We start from the raw sequence: 16,449 nt of genomic DNA, 5'->3' as shown, positions 1-16,449 counted from the left end.
CCGGCCATGTCCTCCCGCCGGTGAGACAGAGGCAGATGCACTAAGGACGAGACGCAGGATAATGACGAAGGCACGCAAAGGAATCATACTCGCCGGTGGATCGGGAACACGGCTCTATCCGCTGACACTTGCGGTTAGTAAGCAGCTCCTGCCGATCTACGACAAGCCGATGATCTACTATCCGCTGACGACTTTGATGTTGGCGGGTATCCGCGAGATCCTCATCATCTCGACGCCGCAGGATACGCCTCGCTTCGAGCAATTGCTCGGCAATGGCAGCCAATGGGGCATAAAGCTTGACTATGCCGTTCAGCCCAGCCCCGACGGTCTTGCCCAGGCCTTCCTGATCGGCGAAGCGTTTCTGGATGGCGCGCCGTCTGCCCTGGTTCTGGGAGACAACATTTTTTACGGGCATGATTTTACCCGATTGCTGCACGAGGCGAGCGCCAAGGAAACGGGGGCGACCGTCTTTGCCTATCACGTGCAGGATCCGCATCGCTATGGCGTGGTCGAGTTCGATCAGAGCGGCCGGGCGATCAGCCTGGAGGAAAAACCGAAGATGCCGAAGAGCAACTATGCGGTGACCGGCCTCTACTTCTATGACGAAACCGTTGTCGACGTCGCTAAATCCATCCGTCCATCGCCACGTGGCGAGCTGGAGATTACCGATGTCAATGTTCACTATCTGCAAGCCGGGCACCTGGACGTCCAGACCATGGGCCGCGGCTATGCCTGGCTCGACACCGGAACGCATGAATCGATGCTGGAGGCGAGCCATTACATTGCGACGATCGAGAACCGGCAGGGCCTGAAGGTGGCCTGCCCCGAAGAGATCGCCTATCGCAGCGGCTGGATCAGTGCGTCCGATGTCGAGGCGCTGGCGAGCCCGCTGAAGAAGAATGCCTATGGGCAATATCTCCTTGGGATCTTGCGCGAGCAGATATTCTAATCGCTCAGGCGTTTTATGCCGCCGCTTCCCCCTCGCAAACAATCCGAACAGGACGACGAATGAAAGCCATCGATACCGCTATTCCCGATGTCAAGATTATCGAGCCGACGGTGTTTGCAGACGATCGCGGCTTCTTCTTCGAAAGCTTCAATCAGGCGAAGTTCGAAGCAGCGATCGGCCGAAGCGCCGATTTCGTGCAGGACAATCACAGCCGGTCGGGCAGGGGTGTCCTACGCGGTCTCCACTATCAGCTGCCGCCGCATGCGCAGGCGAAGCTGGTGCGAGTAGTGGTCGGCGAAGTCTATGACGTTGCTGTTGACATCAGGAAATCCTCACCGACATTCGGCAAATGGGTCGGCGTTCTTCTGTCTGCGGAAAACAAGCGCCAGCTCTGGATCCCGGAAGGCTTCGCCCATGGCTTCCTGACGCTGAGCGACCATGTGGAGTTTCTCTACAAGACTACCAACTATTACGCGCCGGAGAGCGATCGCGGCATCCGCTGGGACGATCCGCAGATCGCCATCGACTGGAAAATTGCCGATCAGCCAATGCTCTCTGCAAAAGATCAGCGCCAGCAACTTCTGGCAGAGGCCGAAACTTTTATGTGAGATGCAGAACACCATAGGGTCTATCATCGCGATTTGCTGACCTCGCCGAAGGATACTAGGATTCTAGGATTCCCTGCATGATGCATGCAGAAAATCGCCGATCAGCACCCGGAAAGATACGTGGGCTTGCTTACGCGTTTACCTCGAAAAATGGCTCGCAGGCGCGGTATGGTTGCGCGCTCGCGAACCGGCCACAGCCGGATTAAATCAATCTGAAGCCGAACTTTCGATAGAAAACCCAACCGGAACGGATAAATTGCTCGACGTGCCAGAGACCCTTGCGAGCCGCGTCTCCACCGCCATGAACGATCTTTACTGTTGGCAGGAAGGCGATGCGAGTCACCTGGGCGGCACGTATGGAAAGATCAAAATCTTCGAAATAAAGAAAATAATTCGGATCAAACCCGGCAAGATTTCGAAAAATCTCGCCTCTGAAGAGCATAAAGCATCCACTGACGATCGGCGGGTCCCAAAAAACTTCGTTATCGGGCATATCCGCCATCTGATAGCGGTCTAGCCGTTTTTGAAAAAGCTGTCTGAGCCGCTTTGGTGCAAAGCCTCTTAATGCAAGGTCAAAGACTGTGGGATAGCGCTTGCACAGATACTGGCGTATGCCGTCTGTTCCCAAAGCTGAGGGTGTCAATAGACCGCATTCGGGGTGCAGCTTCAGAAACTGCACGGCATTTTCCAAGCTATCTGGGCTCAAAACAACGTCTGGGTTAAGTACTAGGTGCAGGTCGCCTATATTATCTAGTACCATATTGTTCGCGCGAGCAAAGCCGACGTTGCCGTGTCCAGTAAGCAGGTGAATGGAGAGATCCCGAAAGTTCTCCCTCAGCCAATCGGAAAGAGAGCCCCTCGGAGAGTTATCGACTATCGTTATGTCGGTCTTTGTATCACTTAGATGAGCGACCGCGGCTCGCAGGCTTTCGAGAGTTGCCTGGAGGACAGCAAGATCCTGGCTATAGGTGACAATGCAAATAGAGAGCAGTGTCGTCAATTTTGTCGGTGGTTCTGAAGGAAATGGGTCATTCTTCACTGTCTTTAGCCGACGATGATACTATAGCTGCGCTACCATAGCTCTTGATTGGGAGACTTGCGCTATCGAATCGCCTAGGCCAGCCATTTTCCATAATGAACGACTGAGCGAACTCAGCAGAATCGCGATGCAACAAGGCCTCTCGTGCCAGGTGATCAATATCCTCCAGGGACCGACTTATAAATGTCCCTTGGGATCCTCGCCGCAATGACATCTCACCAAAATCTGTTGAGATCACAGGAAGCGCCATTGCTCGATACTCATAGAATTTGATGGGATCGACCGATGCGGTCAAAGGATTATTCTTGAACGGGATAATGCCGACATCGAAGTTCGCCATAGCGTTGATAGCTTCCTCATGTACACATGGAGGCAGAAGCTCGATGTTGGCTGGAAGCGATCCGGGTGCAGGAGCAAATGCCGGTCCGATCAATCTTACGATATCATTCGGTCGAGTATTTGCCAGTTTAATAACCCATTCCCAATCAAACCATTTAGCAATGGTGCCGATGTAGCCAAATATCTTCCTATCCTCGGCATTCCTAATCTTGCTCAGGTTCGAATACAAAGCTGGCTCAAGCCCGTTGGGGACAAAGTTGAGGTTGGATCGCAGTTTGCTCCATTGTTCGTGCAACCGCGTGCTACTTACCCACATATGGCGGCATTTCAACGCAAGAGCCCTCTCCCGCCTTTTCATAACGGCTTTTGAGAGGCCGCTATAGAATGCGGGAAATTCGTCCATGGCGTCATACAAGGATAGTATGTTTGGATGCCTTGAGACGAGAAGATCTGCCAAAAGACTTGGCTTTCCCGCTGCAATTAACGCGTCATGACCTTCCACAAAGTGCTTTACCTTGAAAAATATCCGAGCCCACATAAACCTGTTCATTGATGACAACCACGGTAGGGGCTCAATTGGTATAGCCTTTGGTTTAACGACCTCTATCCATGTGTGGAGATTTTTAGGTTTACCTGTCGTCGGCGCATTACGGTGTTTGAAGTCAAGCAGTCTCGGGAGTCGGGTTGGATAAGGATCGATCCAAAGAACCTCGCCGCCAGTACGCAAATGAAACCATTCGGCAAACTTATGAGGCCGCTGGGCAAAGCTAGCCCATGGTACGGGCGACAAATAAACGAGGCGCATCAGGAAAAGAACTCGCGCAGGGTTTCCGTTATGCGCTTTGAGGCGAGACCATCTCCGTAGGGTGAGACGCCACGTGCCATCTCCTTATAGGCGTCCTCATCGTCCAAAAGTCGCTGTGCTTCGCGGACAATATTCTCATAGTGGGGTCCGACGAGTTTCACGACGCCCTGTGCGACTGCCTCCGGTCGCTCAGTTTCGTCGCGCAAAACCAAAACCGGCTTTCCGAGCGCCGGCGCTTCTTCCTGAACGCCGCCGGAATCCGTCAAAATGAGGTATGCGCGCTTCATTGCTGCCACGAAAGGCGCATAGTCCAACGGTTCGCACAGGATAAAATTGGAAGTGGGCCCCAAAATCTCGTGCGCGACATCCTTGACGTTGGGATTTGGATGAACGGGATAGAGAAATTGTACACCGGGGTTGCGCTCCGCCAAAGTCTTCAACGCTTCGCAAATGTCTCGGAAAGGTTTCCCGAAGTTCTCGCGCCGATGGGACGTCACCATCACCAACCGTTTGCTGTCGTCGAGGGGGACCGTGGTTTCGAGCGGCCTTGATGCCGTCATGAGCAGCGCGTCTATCACCGTGTTGCCGGTGACGAGCACATCGCTTTCAGCAATGCCTTCCTTGAGAAGATTTTGCCGTGCGCCTTCTGTCGGTGCGAAATGCCACTTAGCGAGTTTGCCCGCGATGACACGATTTGCCTCCTCGGGAAAAGGATTCTGGATATCCCAGGTGCGCAAACCTGCCTCGACGTGTCCAATCGGGATACGGCGATAGAAACACGCCAAAGCAACAGTCATCACGGTCGTCGTATCACCCTGAACGAGGACAACATCGGGCTTTTCTGCTTCCAAAACCTCGTCGATGGCTAGAAGCAGGCGAGCAGTCAAACCAGCCAGAGTTTGGTTTGGGCGCATGATGTCCAAATCAATATCTGGCTTGATATCGAAAAACTCCAGAACTTGATCGAGCATTTGGCGGTGTTGCGCCGTTGCCAGAACTTTTACATCGGACCAAGCCTCTTGCTTCAGCGCCAGAATGACTGGAGCCATCTTGATAGCTTCAGGTCGCGTGCCGGCAACGCAGATGACTTTTTTCTTCATAGGAACCTCAGAGAACAGGATCGGCACTTGCGATCAGGGATTCTATCTTGGAAACGTAAGTTTCTGCCCGAATATCCCATTTGTTCGCATCAGCAAGATCACGCAAGCGCTGCTTAAATGAGGGATCATTCCGGACTTTCAATGCATTTTCAATAGCTCGGGTAAACTGCACAGCATTATTGCCAGAGAAAACCTCCTCGTACACAACGCACTCCTGCATGTCACCCGTCACCACGACTGGTTTCTCGAGAGCAAAATATTCGAAGAGCTTAAGCGGCGACGTGGCGCGCGCTATGTCACCCATCACGAAGGGTATGAAACAGACATCGAAAAGACGTGCATGGGACGGGAGATTTTTGTAGTCGACAGGCCCCAGGTAAAGTACGTTTTCCTTGCGCGGAAGTTGCGGCACACAACCGCTGTAATCGGGACCGATGAAGACGAATCCGATATCGGGCATCAGTTCGCTGACGTCCTCCATCAGTTCATACCACAGCCATGGGGCTATCGCTCCGAAATAGCCGACGACGTGGCGATGGTTTTCTTTGAACGCTCGCAGCGTGTGTGGGATGTCGTGTGAAGCATTTGCTTTATTTCTATAGTGCGAAACATCGACACCGTTGGGAACAAAAACACAGCGGGATGCGCCGCTCGCCTGAACAGCCTCTTCCTGCAGCAATTTCGCGGAGGAAACGACAAGATCAGCATGGGCGAACGCCCCCTGTTTCAACGTTAGAAGGCGTTTGAGGCTGTGCGTACCTCCAGAAATAGAGGCGTCGATGTGGTCGATGTATTCGTAGATCACGAATCCATTTCTCTTGGCGGACAAGAGGTCTTGGTCATCAGCGAACAAGGTAGTGCTATAAAAACAACGAACTGCGCCGTCGATCGATTCTACGTTCGGATCGTTCGTAAGCCAGACGTTATTCTCAATGGGGCGAAAGCCGACAACGCCATCTCCCGTCGTCCGATACAATACCAGACAGCCAAGCCTCCCCAGCGCAAGCGCCATATGGTGTGGTCGCTGATACAGAGTTACTTCCCAGTCGATATTGGCTTCCAGAATGAAGACAAGACGATAGCCCTTGTTGGAGAGCGGTCCGTCGCGAAAACTCTCCCAGCCGATATCATCGGCCTGTCGCTGCCCCTGGCTTCCTCCTTTGCGAAGCCACCGCACGAGAGAATGCCGAAAGCCATGCAGATGATGGCGCAGCGGTGCCGGCAGCGCCCAGAATATCTTCCGGAAGCTAGCATAAGCAAAATTTCGAACGATCCCACGCCAATAAGACATCATGCCGTCCGAATTTGAAATTCAGTTGCGCATTCCTTGTCTTGTGTTAGCTGCGCTTTCATGAGCGCGCTATATTTTTGATAACTCGTACTTCTTTCAAGCTTGCTTAGTTCGTCGTCGCTGAAATTCGGGCGAACGGGATTTGTCCAGATGCGGATCATCGCATCCGCCATTCGGCTTTCGAACTCTTCGGTAGATTTCAACTCCCAAATCGCCCCTCGATACTGCGCAATGTCTTGAGGGGGCGGAACAACTTCGATTCCGGGACGTCCCTCAAACGAAGAAGAGAAGCCAACTCTGCTGGTTACGATAGGCAGATTTGAGCGGATAGCCTCAAGCAGAATAAGCTGACCACCTTCAAAGAAGGCGCCGCTGACAAATGCGTCAGCCATGGCAAAATGTTCGTGGGACCGCGGCGCAGCTCCGCAGTATATGACTTTCTTTTCAAGGCCTTTGGCGGCAATGTACGCATTGAGCTCATCCATCAGAACGGTCTCGTAGACCGGCCCCAATATAGCGAGCTTGGCATTCTCGCATGCGCGCGCGGCGATCTCGAATGCCTTCAGCGTGCCCAAATGATTCTTCTGATGATTTACGGCGCCGATGTCGACAAACACGAAATCGTCTTTTTTGATTCCGTATTTCACGCGAAGGCTCTCGCGCGCTTCGGAGGGCACAAAATCATGGAATGGCGCAAAATCGATACCGTTCGGAATGACGACGCATTTCTCCTCGGGAACCCCGAGGCGGGAAATGCTGTAATCTCGAACATAGTCGGAAACGGCAATAAATTTGGTCGTAAGCTTGGCGTTGTCGGAAAACTCCTGCCGCTGCTGCTCATTAAACCACATGTAGACATTGTGGATGACTTGCAGGAACGGAATATCCCTGTCGTTGCAAGCCTGCAGTCCCTGCGTCGAATAATGAGCAAGGATCAATTTTGGCTTGAGATGGTCGATAACCCTTTCATAAGCCACCGGGCTATATGTTTGGCAAATCATCTTTTGACCGCGGCGGCGCGCCTGCTCCACTGCGGCTCCACGATTACCGAGCACAAGAAGGACGATTTTATAATTTGCCTTCGCAAGCGTATCGTTGAGATCAAGGACGACGTTCTCCAACCCGCCGGCTTCAAAATTGTCGACCTGAACGAGAATATCGCATTCGCGTGGGACGCTGGTCAGATCTGTCAAAGGGACACTGGCGGTCGCCTCGACAATAGGTCTGCGGACAGTGGGGGAGATTTTCCGCCAGAAACGGCGCGCGAACCGTCCACCAATTGTTTCAGGAGGAAGAGAACGGTGTAATCTCGTTGCGACGCGGGAACGGATGGTAGCCGCGCGTTGCGGAGAGAAAAATTGGTAAATCTGCTCTGCGCCTGATTGGCGGACCTCTTGGAGCCTTTCGTAAACGGCCAGATTTTCATGCGCCATCCGGGCACGGGTGCTTTCATCTGGTAATTCGGACGCGAGGAAGTCAGGTAGCGTAATGTACTGCATGCCGAGCGATTTAAAATCGCCGATATTTTCGGAATCGATAATGGGAACGATCCCCATCGCCAGATATTCGACGAGCTTGGTGGGGCAGGCGACCTTATTGACGATACTGTCCTCGCGCAGGATGAAGCCATAATGGCAATGCGGATAGATCTCCATCAATTCGGCATGTGTCTTCGATTCCACAACGACGGAATCCACCAGATTTGCCGATAGCATCGCCTTCACCGCGTCCGGTTGCGGAGTGTAGAAGCGGTGCTGGCAATGGTCCGCAGTTTTCGCGATTGCATCGATCATCTTCGGCACCTGTTGCCAGCGATGTAGCCCCCCGGCGTATACGACGATCGGTTTTCCGTTTTCCAGCGGTCGCGTCGCTATCGATGGCTCAAAGGTCGGGAACATCGGGAACGAAATGCTTCGAGCCTTTAGCGCATCGCGAAACTTCTGCCGGAGGTAATTCTCCATTGCCTTCGTGACGACAATCACGATGCCGGCTTTTTGAACTGCCAGGCGCTCCTGCTTGTCATAGATGAGTGCGCTGTAGAAATCGTCATGCATCCGGAATTCTTCCGGTACCACGCCATGGATGTCGACAGCCTTGCGTATGAAGGGCAGATGCAGAAACTTGCCGAAGCGATTGTCATACATCCGCAATACGCTGTGGAAATAAATCTTGCGCGTGCGAAGGACCGCTGCGGCGGCTAGCAGCCGCACCAGCATCTTCAGCTTTCTGTTGCCCATCACCCTCAGTACGAGAACATTCGGTTCCGGGCGATCAAACCATATATTGCGGCCGGTCAGCTCTTCGCTCTCTACATAAATGCGCCAACGATCCCGGAAGAGCCGGTCAACGATCTGAATTCGCTGAAAATACCCATCGCTCTGGCGCTCGGGGTAAAAATAGCCCCCGAAAAACACGATACCATCCAGCTGCCGCAGAAACCCGATGCCTCTTCTCGCAAGCCACATGAGCCTGGAAATTTTTCCGGCGGGACGGCCCGTTGGCGCCGCGCTTGAGGGGCGACGCAGTCTTGCTGTGGCGCCTTTGCCATCACGCTCGAGGGTCGAGACAAAGTCATGGACGGCAAAATTGCATTCGACGCGAATGTGGACCGCCTCCGCTATACTGTTCAGGTCGGCCGTGATCGTAGCGATGCTTTCCGCGGCGATCGAAGCGGTCTTCACGAGCTTGACGATTGTCGTTTTTGTACGCGTCCATGCGGCAGCTACGTCTCCAAATGCCTCTGCCGCCGACACCCGCTTTGCTAGATCCTCCGAAGCGAGGTCGCGATAGGCTTCGAAGGCCCCCGAGAGATTTTGGAACTCGGTTTCAAAATAGTCTATCTGACGGTCGAGATTGCGCATGTATGCCGCCAAATCGGAGCGGCATGAGGAATCGCCGGGTTTGCCAAGGGCAAACACCGCATCCATGCAAAAGGAGACGATCGGTTTTTCCGGTCGCCTGCTCCAGCTAAAGCCGTGCTTTTTCTCCAGATAGCGCTTGTTCTTTTCGGCCCGGGCGCTGAAATATTCATATTGCAGCTTGCCGAATGAAGCTGATCCCCAATGATGGATGAACGTATCGCGCGCCAGAAAGATATCGTAGCCAAGCTTTCGGGCGCGAAGGCAATAGTCGTCATCCTCGAAGCCGCCGGGAAAGAATGTTTCATCCAAAAGACCGATGTTCTGACAGGCGTCCCTGGTCAGAAGGACGCAGAAGAACGTGACGTCCGCCTCAACGAGATTGCCTTGCCAGGCTTCGTATCGGCGGTCGGCGAAATTCTTCACGCGCTGATAGGGCGCCTCGGAAATTTTCGTCGTGCCAGCCTCGATGAATTCGCTCAACTCTGCGCTGTAATCGACCGGTATGCATTGCTCGCTGTCGGCCTTGTTGGTGACGGAGCTGATGATATCCTTCCCATGCGCCAGCATTCTGTCCAGCCAATGATCCGTCACGATCACATCGCTATTTAGTAGACAGATGTGGGTTATCGTATCGTCAGCAAGAAATTCTCGGATGCCGACATTGTTGCCGCCCGAAAAGCCGAGGTTTTCCGGTTCCTCTATGTAACGCCAGTCGCTGCCAACCTCTTCGATGTGGGCTGTGATTGCCGACCTTATCTTGTCACGCTCGTCGGAATTGGATGCATTATCCACCAAGATGAGCTTAACCGAGCTTTCGTTATGCGCCCTTCTTACGCTGGCCAACGTCGCAATGAGCGCGTCGGGAGCGTTGTAGGAAACAATGACGATGCCAGTGGTTGCAGCTTTGGTCATGGATTGTTCTTCGAGATCAGCCTGGAGATTCGACGCGAGAGAAAACGAACGCCTCGCGCCATATGGAAACGCAACGGACTTTGCGTGCTCGCCAAATTGCGGGCAAGCTCTTGGGCACGTGCGTCCAACGCGATGACCTGGCGTCCGAGATCCTGCGCGCGCGCTTCAGTCTCGGCGACCTGGTGACCTAGCTCCTGCCTGGACGCTTCGGCACTGATGAGTTCGCGGGCAAGCGAATTGACCGTCGTCTCCAGTTCTTGCGTTCTTGCCGACGCGGCTTTCAGTTGCCTTTCGAAAAACCCTTGGCTTTCATAGCGGAAAAGCCCCGGCTTTGCGGCGTAGTCATCAAGCGAATCCAGCATGTAGGCGGCTCGTGCCGCCCTATCCATCAGCTGGGATATTTCCGGAAAGCCGAAAGGCAGCGGCTTTGTCGGAGTTCCGATTATGTTCAGCCAGGAGGCGGATATCAGGCGCTGTGCTTCGCCGACGCTTTTTTCCAGATACGTCCGTACCTGCGAAAGGTCGCCCTTGGCGAGCGCATAGATGCTCAGCCAGTAGAGGGCATCAAGCGTCTTGTTTCCCAGCAGCGGGCTATAGGGCATAACGTCGATTGCCGCGCATCTGGAATAGAAGTCCGCGGCGACGCCTGCTTTCCCATGTCTTCTTGCTGCCTCCCCGATAGCAAACAGCAGCGAAACCTGCCATCGCAGCTGATGGGGCGATGGCGTTGCGATGGCAGCATAACGCAGAGCGGCTTCCTGCAGCTCCTGGAAGTGCGATTCCGTACATCCGTCCTGTTGAGCCGCGGCATAGATTTGGCCGCAAAGGGCGCTGCCGAAGTCCGCCGACGCGGGGCTGGATGCTTTCAGCACCTGCTCCTGCATGTCCGAAAGCAGTTTCTCGCAACGGGCGCGCATGCCGATTGCGACCATGCCTCTCACCAGCCAGGGATTTTCGTAGTCTCGGGCGAAGGCCGATACATGAAACTCCGGTGAGTCAGGCTGGTTCCAGGCGGTCTCATGATAGGCTGTGCCCTTGCCCGCGACCGGATCGGCCATGCACAAAAGCAGGACCCATTCGCCGTCCTGTTCGCTTTCTTTCCGCGGCGGCACTTCGATCCAGCTGCGGGGCGAATGATGGTAGCGCATGCCGCCGCCCGCCGTCTGGAAAAAGCCGTTCTCCAGCAGGAAATACGATCCGCACTCGTCGATGAGGCGTTCCCAGGTATAGACGTGGAGATGATAGGGATTGGGATCTTTGCCGGTTTCGTCAACCCAGTTATTCGGGGCACAAACCATCAAACGTCCGGATGGCTTGAGGACGCGCTTCAGCTGGGTCAGATAGGCATCGGGGTCCGGAACGTGCTCTATGGTCTCGAACGCAGTAATGAAATCGATGCTGTTATCAGGTATCTGCGAGAGAGCCTGGGCATCTCCAACCTCAAATCTGACGGCGTCCGAACGGCCGTAATGGGCATTTGCATAATCGATGCTAAAATCGCTGAGGTCTATCCCGATCACCGATCGGGCTTTCGATATGCTATAGAGGATGTGGCTCCCATAGCCCTGCCCACACGCGACATCGAGCACACGGTCGCCTGGGCGAATATATTCAGCCGCCTTATGATAGCGAATGCAATGTGCGTCACTTCGTCTGCCCGTTTCGCGAAGCATGTCCGTATGCAGCAGACGCTCCTCGACGAGAACGGTCAAATCATAGTGCTGCAGCGCTGCCCGAGGAACCTTTTCGAGCGGGATCAGGATATGGGCACCATCGCTGTTCAACGATTCATATGGGTTGATCTGGTAAAATAACGGATGCTTGCGGAAGCCGGCTTCAAAGCAATGGGTTTCCCACCATGTTCGGTCTTGAGACGCATGCGGCAAAGGGGCTTCTGCACTCAGTCCGGTCGACACTCGCAAAAAGACATAGCGGGACGAGACGCGATACAGCTCGCCCAACGCTGCCGTGATATCCCCGGCGTTCAACCTTTCGAGACAGCCGATCGAGACGACGGTTTCAAAACTTTCATCGGAAAATGGAAGCTCTAAGGCCGAACCTTCAATGCCGCGGCCGGGAAAGCTTGCATTGATACGCTTGACGTCCGCTTGGGATTGTTCGACGGCATAGCCGTCAACGCCAGCCTCCAGCAGCTTCGGCAGCAGCAAGTCCGTGCCGTTGCCGCACTCCAGGAGCTTGCCGTAGCCGCAGGACTCAAGGATCAGATCCACAAGTCTGGAGTTGGATGAGCGAGTTTGCATATTGTTCTCTGGTCGTTCTCAACGGTTTAAATGATGGCAGAGATGCAACTCGGCGTCACCACATCGCTTTCATGCGCAAATCGGTCATGCCACCAAACGCGTATTCGTTTTGGCGCATCAACGTCTGGAAAAATGCTGCTTCATCCTTCCAATGCAGTATGCGTTGCTCGGTATAATCCGGCTTCCCCTCATAGGAAATGGCGGCCTGGATCTCATATAAATTGGGACCGAGAGTGCAGCTGCATTCGAACCATACATCGAAATCTTCGTTCTCCTGAATTTCCCGCGTCCAGAATACTTCGCCGCCAAGGGCGCCGTTGAGAACCTGCATGTCCTGGTTCAGCGTTCCCCAAGAGTATATCTTGATGCCTTCCCGGCTTCTGATACGTATCGAAACGTTGATGCGATCAGTTGTGATTATGGAATGGCACCTCACTCGTATTTTGACCGGATCTCCCGGATAGAAGACCGCACAGGTTTCACCGTCGGCATCGAAAGTCTGAACCGCTGTCACCTCGATGCCTCCGTCCCCGAAAGACAGGTTGTCGCTGCGTCCCGGCAAGGAAGTGCCCTTGTTCGCGCTGTTCGATGCCGCCGGCTTCTTAGAGCCGTTGGAGGCCGTGGTCTGCTTGGGCGCCAAGCGCGAGAAATAGGATGATTCTTCTTCGTGCAAAAGCTTCCGGTAGGAAAGCAGGACTTCCGAGGAGCTGCCTGTCAATACCTCCTGCCCACCTCTTAATAGAATGGCGCGATGCGTAAGCGTTCTAACGGACTCTTGATCGTGGGATACGAACAGTAGCGTCACTCCGTCCGAGAGCAGTTTCTCGATGCGAGCAAAGCAGCGCTTTTGAAACAGGGCGTCGCCGACGGCGAGCGCCTCATCGACGATCAGGATGTCGGGGTCGATCTGTACTTGAACGGCAAACGCGAGACGGACCAGCATGCCGCTCGAATAGGTTTTTACCGGCTGCTCGAGATAGTCGCCGATATCGGCAAATGCGGCGATCTTGTCAAAGCGCTCGTCGACTTGTTCGCGGGTCATGCCGAGCAACATGGCATTGAGATACACGTTCTCTCGCCCGGAAAATTCCGGGTTGAAGCCGGAGCCCAGTTCAAGAAGTGCGGCGATGCGCCCCTTCGTCGTCACGTTCCCGACGGTTGGAGCGAGAGTTCCGGTGATGATTTGCAGCAGTGTGCTCTTGCCGCTTCCGTTCCGGCCGACGATGCCAAAGGCCTCCCCTTTTTTGATCTCGAATGAAATGTCCCGCAATGCCCAATGTTCTTTGTAGTGGGCTACGACATCCCTTCCGATCACGCGTTGGATCGGCGGCAGAATAAACTGTTTCAGCCGTTCGCGCGGCGACGAATAGATCTCGTAACGCTTTCCGAGACCCTCGACTCTGATGGAGATTTCGTCAGAGGACATCGGCAAAACCTCTTCGCGTCTTCTGAAACCAGACGTAGCCGAACCATGCGAATATGCCGGAAAGAACCGTTTGAATAAGCCAGTGCCCCCAATGGAGGTCCTGTTTCCAGATCAAGACTCCTCGGGCTTCCTCAATGAGGAAAGTCAGTGGATTGAGCTGGAAGATGATGTGGAGCTGTTCCGGCAGAGCGCTTATGGGAAAGAAGACCGGCGAAAGGAACATCAATGCGGGAATGACCGCGGTAACGATTTGGTTCACGTCGCGAAGATAGACGCCTAGTGAGGAAAGGAACCAGGCAGATCCCATGGCCAAAAGAATCAGCGGAATCAGGATGAATGGAAAATATAAGGCTTGCACCGATGGCAGGCCGAAAAAGATGAGGTAGAACAACAGCCAAATAACCATGCTGGCCAAAAAATGAAATCCGGCTGAGGCCACCAAGACAAATCCCATTATCTCCAGCGGGAAAACGACCTTCTTGACGTAATTTACGTTGCCGACGATTAAGGAAGGCGCTCGTCCGAGACTTTCCGAGAAGAAATTGAAGATCAGCAGACCCGAGAAGAGGATCAAAGCAAATTCGGTTTTCGACTCGCTTCCGCCGGGCCAGCGCGCCTTGAACACCGTGCTGAAAAAGAATGTGTAAATCGTCAGCATCAGAAGCGGATTGAACAGCGACCACATAATGCCGAGAAACGATCCCTTGTAACGACCGATAACTTCGCGCTCGGTCAGCGCCAAAATGAGGCCGCGATTATTCCAAAAGCTTGTCAGCATTCCGATAGGAGATAGCGAAAAACGTTGCATCACTGAACGACCTTACAAGCTTCAGAGGCAAAGCAACCTATGTGGGAAATTACGGATTTATCCCCCGGGCTGCTCAGCATTGATGCAGATCTGGAATGGGATGTTTGCAAGCGCCAAGCTGGTCGACCGCTTTGTTTGCTGACAATGATTCCGTTCGTCTCACAGATGATTTTCGCGCGGTCCAGTGACGGTGTAAATCTTGGCGCATGCCTTTTTGATTGCGTTGGAGTTCCAAAGGCATAACGAGATTCTCCGTTCGCCCGGCGTGAGCTGAGTACTGGATCTAGGTTGTATCCGATCCTCTTATCCTCGATCCTGAAAATCAGCTGCGCCCCTCGAAAGATGGTTTTTCCGTAACTACCAAGGGTAGAGTGGAAAGCCCCGAGTCGTGGGCGCATATAGCCTAGAGCTCCGACAGAATCAAGAACGCGAGCTGTAAGCAGCAAATGGTGACGGAAGACCCTGCTGTTTGCCTGATGCGATCCCATCTGCGTCAATTTTCCTTTTTTCGTACAAGAGTGTGCGATGGCGTTTTGGATTCCTCTTTCGCGCATGGCGGGTTGAATTCAGCATGCGTCGCGGCGCTGCACCAATGATCAATGAATGTGTCGCTTGATGCCTTGTGGCTCAAGCGCTCACAACTGCCTACCGTCATATCGTTGAGTTCCCCGCAGCCAAATACTCCCCCTTCAGTCGCATATGGCACCAGCAGGCGAAGGCGGAGCTTGCGAAGGCCAGGCTTTCGCCGATCGCCAGGCGGTTGTTGGAGTTGCTGAGGAGTGTCAATGAGAAAAAGAAAAGGCAGGCGATGTATGCGTGCCATGCGGCGCGCGGAATAATGCCAGCTTTACGGGCGCGCCAGACGGCGCGGATGAAGGTGGCGAGCATGAAGCCCATGATTGCCGCACCGAACAGGCCGTATCGCACGAGGATTTCCAGGTAGCCGTTGTGCAGCAGCGTGTATTGGACATGGGAATAGCGCGTCTCGGCCCAGCGTTCGAGCCACCGGTTGCCCCAGCCGAAGATCGGTGCGGAGGAAAAGACCTCCCAGCTGTTCGACCAGAGCTGCAGGCGTTCGTCCATCGATACCGGCGTATTGCTGGAACTGATGGCGTTTGAAACCACGCCGCCCATCTCATGGCCGTTCGCCACATTTTCGACCATCGAAATGGCTGCCGACACAGTTGGGCCGGCCGTCTTGTCGAGATTGTGCCTGACACCATAGGTGCCGGCGATCAACAGGGCTGCGACGGCGATGATGATGATGACGCCGCTCTTCAGGTGCAAATAGGTGAGCGTAATGAGCGCCAGGACAGGCAGTGTTATGCCGAGTGCCAGCCAGACGCCTTTCGATTTGGCGCCGTAGATGGCGATGAAACAGAGCGCGAAGATGAAGGGCGAAACGATATAGGCGAAGCGGGCGATCCGGCGGTCGCTCGATTTGTCCGTCAGGTAATGCAACAGCCAGAACAGGGTGAAGATCACGATCATGCCGCAGGCAACCGCGCCGTGGATCTGGTTATTCATGATCAGCGGGCGGATGGTCTCGCCGGCAAAGACCTCGCGCAGATGCTGTGTTGCCACAAGCATGATGAGGACCATCGCGAAATAAGCCGCGACGATCTTCTCCATCAGCTCTTCATAGAGCAGGAAGGCGACGCCCATGATGGGGAAGAAGAAGGGGAAGGCATAGAGCCAGTCCGAGGCGCCGATATCGTGTTGCGGCGTCAGCCAGAAGGTAATGAAGAACCGCGCCATGACATAGAAGGCCCAGCCCATGCAGAGCCAGCCGATCCAATCCGTGCGCGGCCGTATGGGCGCCTTCATATAGTAGTAGAGGGCGATCAGAGAGAGGAGCGCGGTGGCATAGCGATAGGCGTCGCTCTCGACCACGGTCGGCGAGGCGACAAGCAGCCACAGAATGCCGCCGATGATGGCGACCGGTTTCGTCATGCTGCTCCCAGCTTTTGTGACGCCGATCGGCTCGGCTGCAAGGTCAGCATGCGGTTTGTTCATGCGCGAGTCGTCCAATGTCGTCCGCCTTCGTCCA

The 16,449-nt window shown here is 54.3% G+C and carries 11 protein-coding genes; 2 read left to right on the top strand and 9 right to left on the bottom strand.

Features of this window, described 5'->3' with window-relative positions; genetic code table 11:
• Positions 1 to 61 precede the first annotated feature (61 nt).
• On the top strand, positions 62 to 949 hold the full coding sequence (gene rfbA / locus FHT73_RS15720; protein ID WP_183712809.1) for a glucose-1-phosphate thymidylyltransferase RfbA: 888 nt from the start codon (positions 62 to 64) through the stop codon (positions 947 to 949).
• Between the two features lie 59 nt (positions 950 to 1,008).
• Positions 1,009 to 1,557 (top strand): dTDP-4-dehydrorhamnose 3,5-epimerase, encoded by a 549-nt coding sequence (gene rfbC, locus FHT73_RS15715; protein WP_183712806.1) that lies wholly within the window; start codon positions 1,009 to 1,011, stop codon positions 1,555 to 1,557.
• 202 nt (positions 1,558 to 1,759) lie between these two features.
• Here rfbC and FHT73_RS15710 read toward each other — a convergent pair whose 3' ends face one another.
• The 9 genes from FHT73_RS15710 to FHT73_RS15670 form a co-directional block, all read right to left on the bottom strand.
• A complete protein-coding gene (locus FHT73_RS15710; RefSeq protein ID WP_348648142.1) occupies positions 1,760 to 2,596 on the bottom strand; it encodes a glycosyltransferase in 837 nt (278 codons plus the stop codon).
• Positions 2,586 to 3,740 (bottom strand): glycosyl transferase, encoded by a 1,155-nt coding sequence (locus FHT73_RS15705; RefSeq protein WP_112606844.1) that lies wholly within the window; start codon positions 3,738 to 3,740, stop codon positions 2,586 to 2,588. Before FHT73_RS15705 ends, FHT73_RS15710 begins: the two co-directional genes overlap by 11 nt.
• The gene (gene wecB / locus FHT73_RS15700) at positions 3,740 to 4,840 is read right to left on the bottom strand and encodes a UDP-N-acetylglucosamine 2-epimerase (non-hydrolyzing) (RefSeq protein WP_112606842.1); all 1,101 of its coding nucleotides are present in this window, start codon (positions 4,838 to 4,840) and stop codon (positions 3,740 to 3,742) included. The genes FHT73_RS15705 and wecB overlap by 1 nt, the downstream gene beginning before the upstream one ends.
• A gap of 7 nt (positions 4,841 to 4,847) precedes the next feature.
• The gene (locus tag FHT73_RS15695; protein WP_246712135.1) at positions 4,848 to 6,131 is read right to left on the bottom strand and encodes a glycosyltransferase; all 1,284 of its coding nucleotides are present in this window, start codon (positions 6,129 to 6,131) and stop codon (positions 4,848 to 4,850) included.
• Positions 6,131 to 9,904 carry a glycosyltransferase gene (locus FHT73_RS15690; protein ID WP_112606840.1) on the bottom strand — a complete coding sequence of 1,258 codons (3,774 nt, stop codon included), beginning with the start codon at positions 9,902 to 9,904 and terminating at the stop codon, positions 6,131 to 6,133. The genes FHT73_RS15695 and FHT73_RS15690 overlap by 1 nt, the downstream gene beginning before the upstream one ends.
• The gene (locus FHT73_RS15685; RefSeq protein WP_112606838.1) at positions 9,901 to 12,165 is read right to left on the bottom strand and encodes a class I SAM-dependent methyltransferase; all 2,265 of its coding nucleotides are present in this window, start codon (positions 12,163 to 12,165) and stop codon (positions 9,901 to 9,903) included. Before FHT73_RS15685 ends, FHT73_RS15690 begins: the two co-directional genes overlap by 4 nt.
• A 55-nt stretch (positions 12,166 to 12,220) precedes the next feature.
• On the bottom strand, positions 12,221 to 13,591 hold the full coding sequence (locus FHT73_RS15680; protein WP_183712803.1) for an ABC transporter ATP-binding protein: 1,371 nt from the start codon (positions 13,589 to 13,591) through the stop codon (positions 12,221 to 12,223).
• Complete coding sequence (locus FHT73_RS15675; RefSeq protein ID WP_112606834.1) at positions 13,581 to 14,399, bottom strand: ABC transporter permease; 819 nt, start codon at positions 14,397 to 14,399, stop codon at positions 13,581 to 13,583. Before FHT73_RS15675 ends, FHT73_RS15680 begins: the two co-directional genes overlap by 11 nt.
• A gap of 651 nt (positions 14,400 to 15,050) precedes the next feature.
• Complete coding sequence (locus FHT73_RS15670; protein ID WP_183712800.1) at positions 15,051 to 16,415, bottom strand: O-antigen ligase family protein; 1,365 nt, start codon at positions 16,413 to 16,415, stop codon at positions 15,051 to 15,053.
• Between the last annotated feature and the right edge of the window lie 34 nt (positions 16,416 to 16,449).

The sequence above is a fragment of the Rhizobium sp. BK098 genome, from assembly GCF_014193155.1.
Classification (GTDB): domain Bacteria; phylum Pseudomonadota; class Alphaproteobacteria; order Rhizobiales; family Rhizobiaceae; genus Rhizobium.
The sequence above is the reverse complement of the archived record's forward strand: the minus strand, read 5'-3'. Positions and strand labels throughout refer to the sequence as shown.

Excerpts from the sequence above, each read along its gene's own strand:
- rfbC (WP_183712806.1), top strand. The coding sequence starts at position 1,009 with ATGAAAGCCATCGATACCGCTATTCCCGATGTCAAGATTATCGAGCCG.
- FHT73_RS15705 (WP_112606844.1), bottom strand. The coding sequence starts at position 3,740 with ATGCGCCTCGTTTATTTGTCGCCCGTACCATGGGCTAGCTTTGCCCAG.
- FHT73_RS15670 (WP_183712800.1), bottom strand. The coding sequence starts at position 16,415 with ATGAACAAACCGCATGCTGACCTTGCAGCCGAGCCGATCGGCGTCACA.
- FHT73_RS15695 (WP_246712135.1), bottom strand. The coding sequence starts at position 6,131 with ATGTCTTATTGGCGTGGGATCGTTCGAAATTTTGCTTATGCTAGCTTC.
- FHT73_RS15680 (WP_183712803.1), bottom strand. The coding sequence starts at position 13,591 with ATGTCCTCTGACGAAATCTCCATCAGAGTCGAGGGTCTCGGAAAGCGT.
- FHT73_RS15675 (WP_112606834.1), bottom strand. The coding sequence starts at position 14,399 with ATGCAACGTTTTTCGCTATCTCCTATCGGAATGCTGACAAGCTTTTGG.
- rfbA (WP_183712809.1), top strand. The coding sequence starts at position 62 with ATGACGAAGGCACGCAAAGGAATCATACTCGCCGGTGGATCGGGAACA.
- FHT73_RS15685 (WP_112606838.1), bottom strand. The coding sequence starts at position 12,165 with ATGCAAACTCGCTCATCCAACTCCAGACTTGTGGATCTGATCCTTGAG.
- wecB (WP_112606842.1), bottom strand. The coding sequence starts at position 4,840 with ATGAAGAAAAAAGTCATCTGCGTTGCCGGCACGCGACCTGAAGCTATC.
- FHT73_RS15690 (WP_112606840.1), bottom strand. The coding sequence starts at position 9,904 with ATGACCAAAGCTGCAACCACTGGCATCGTCATTGTTTCCTACAACGCT.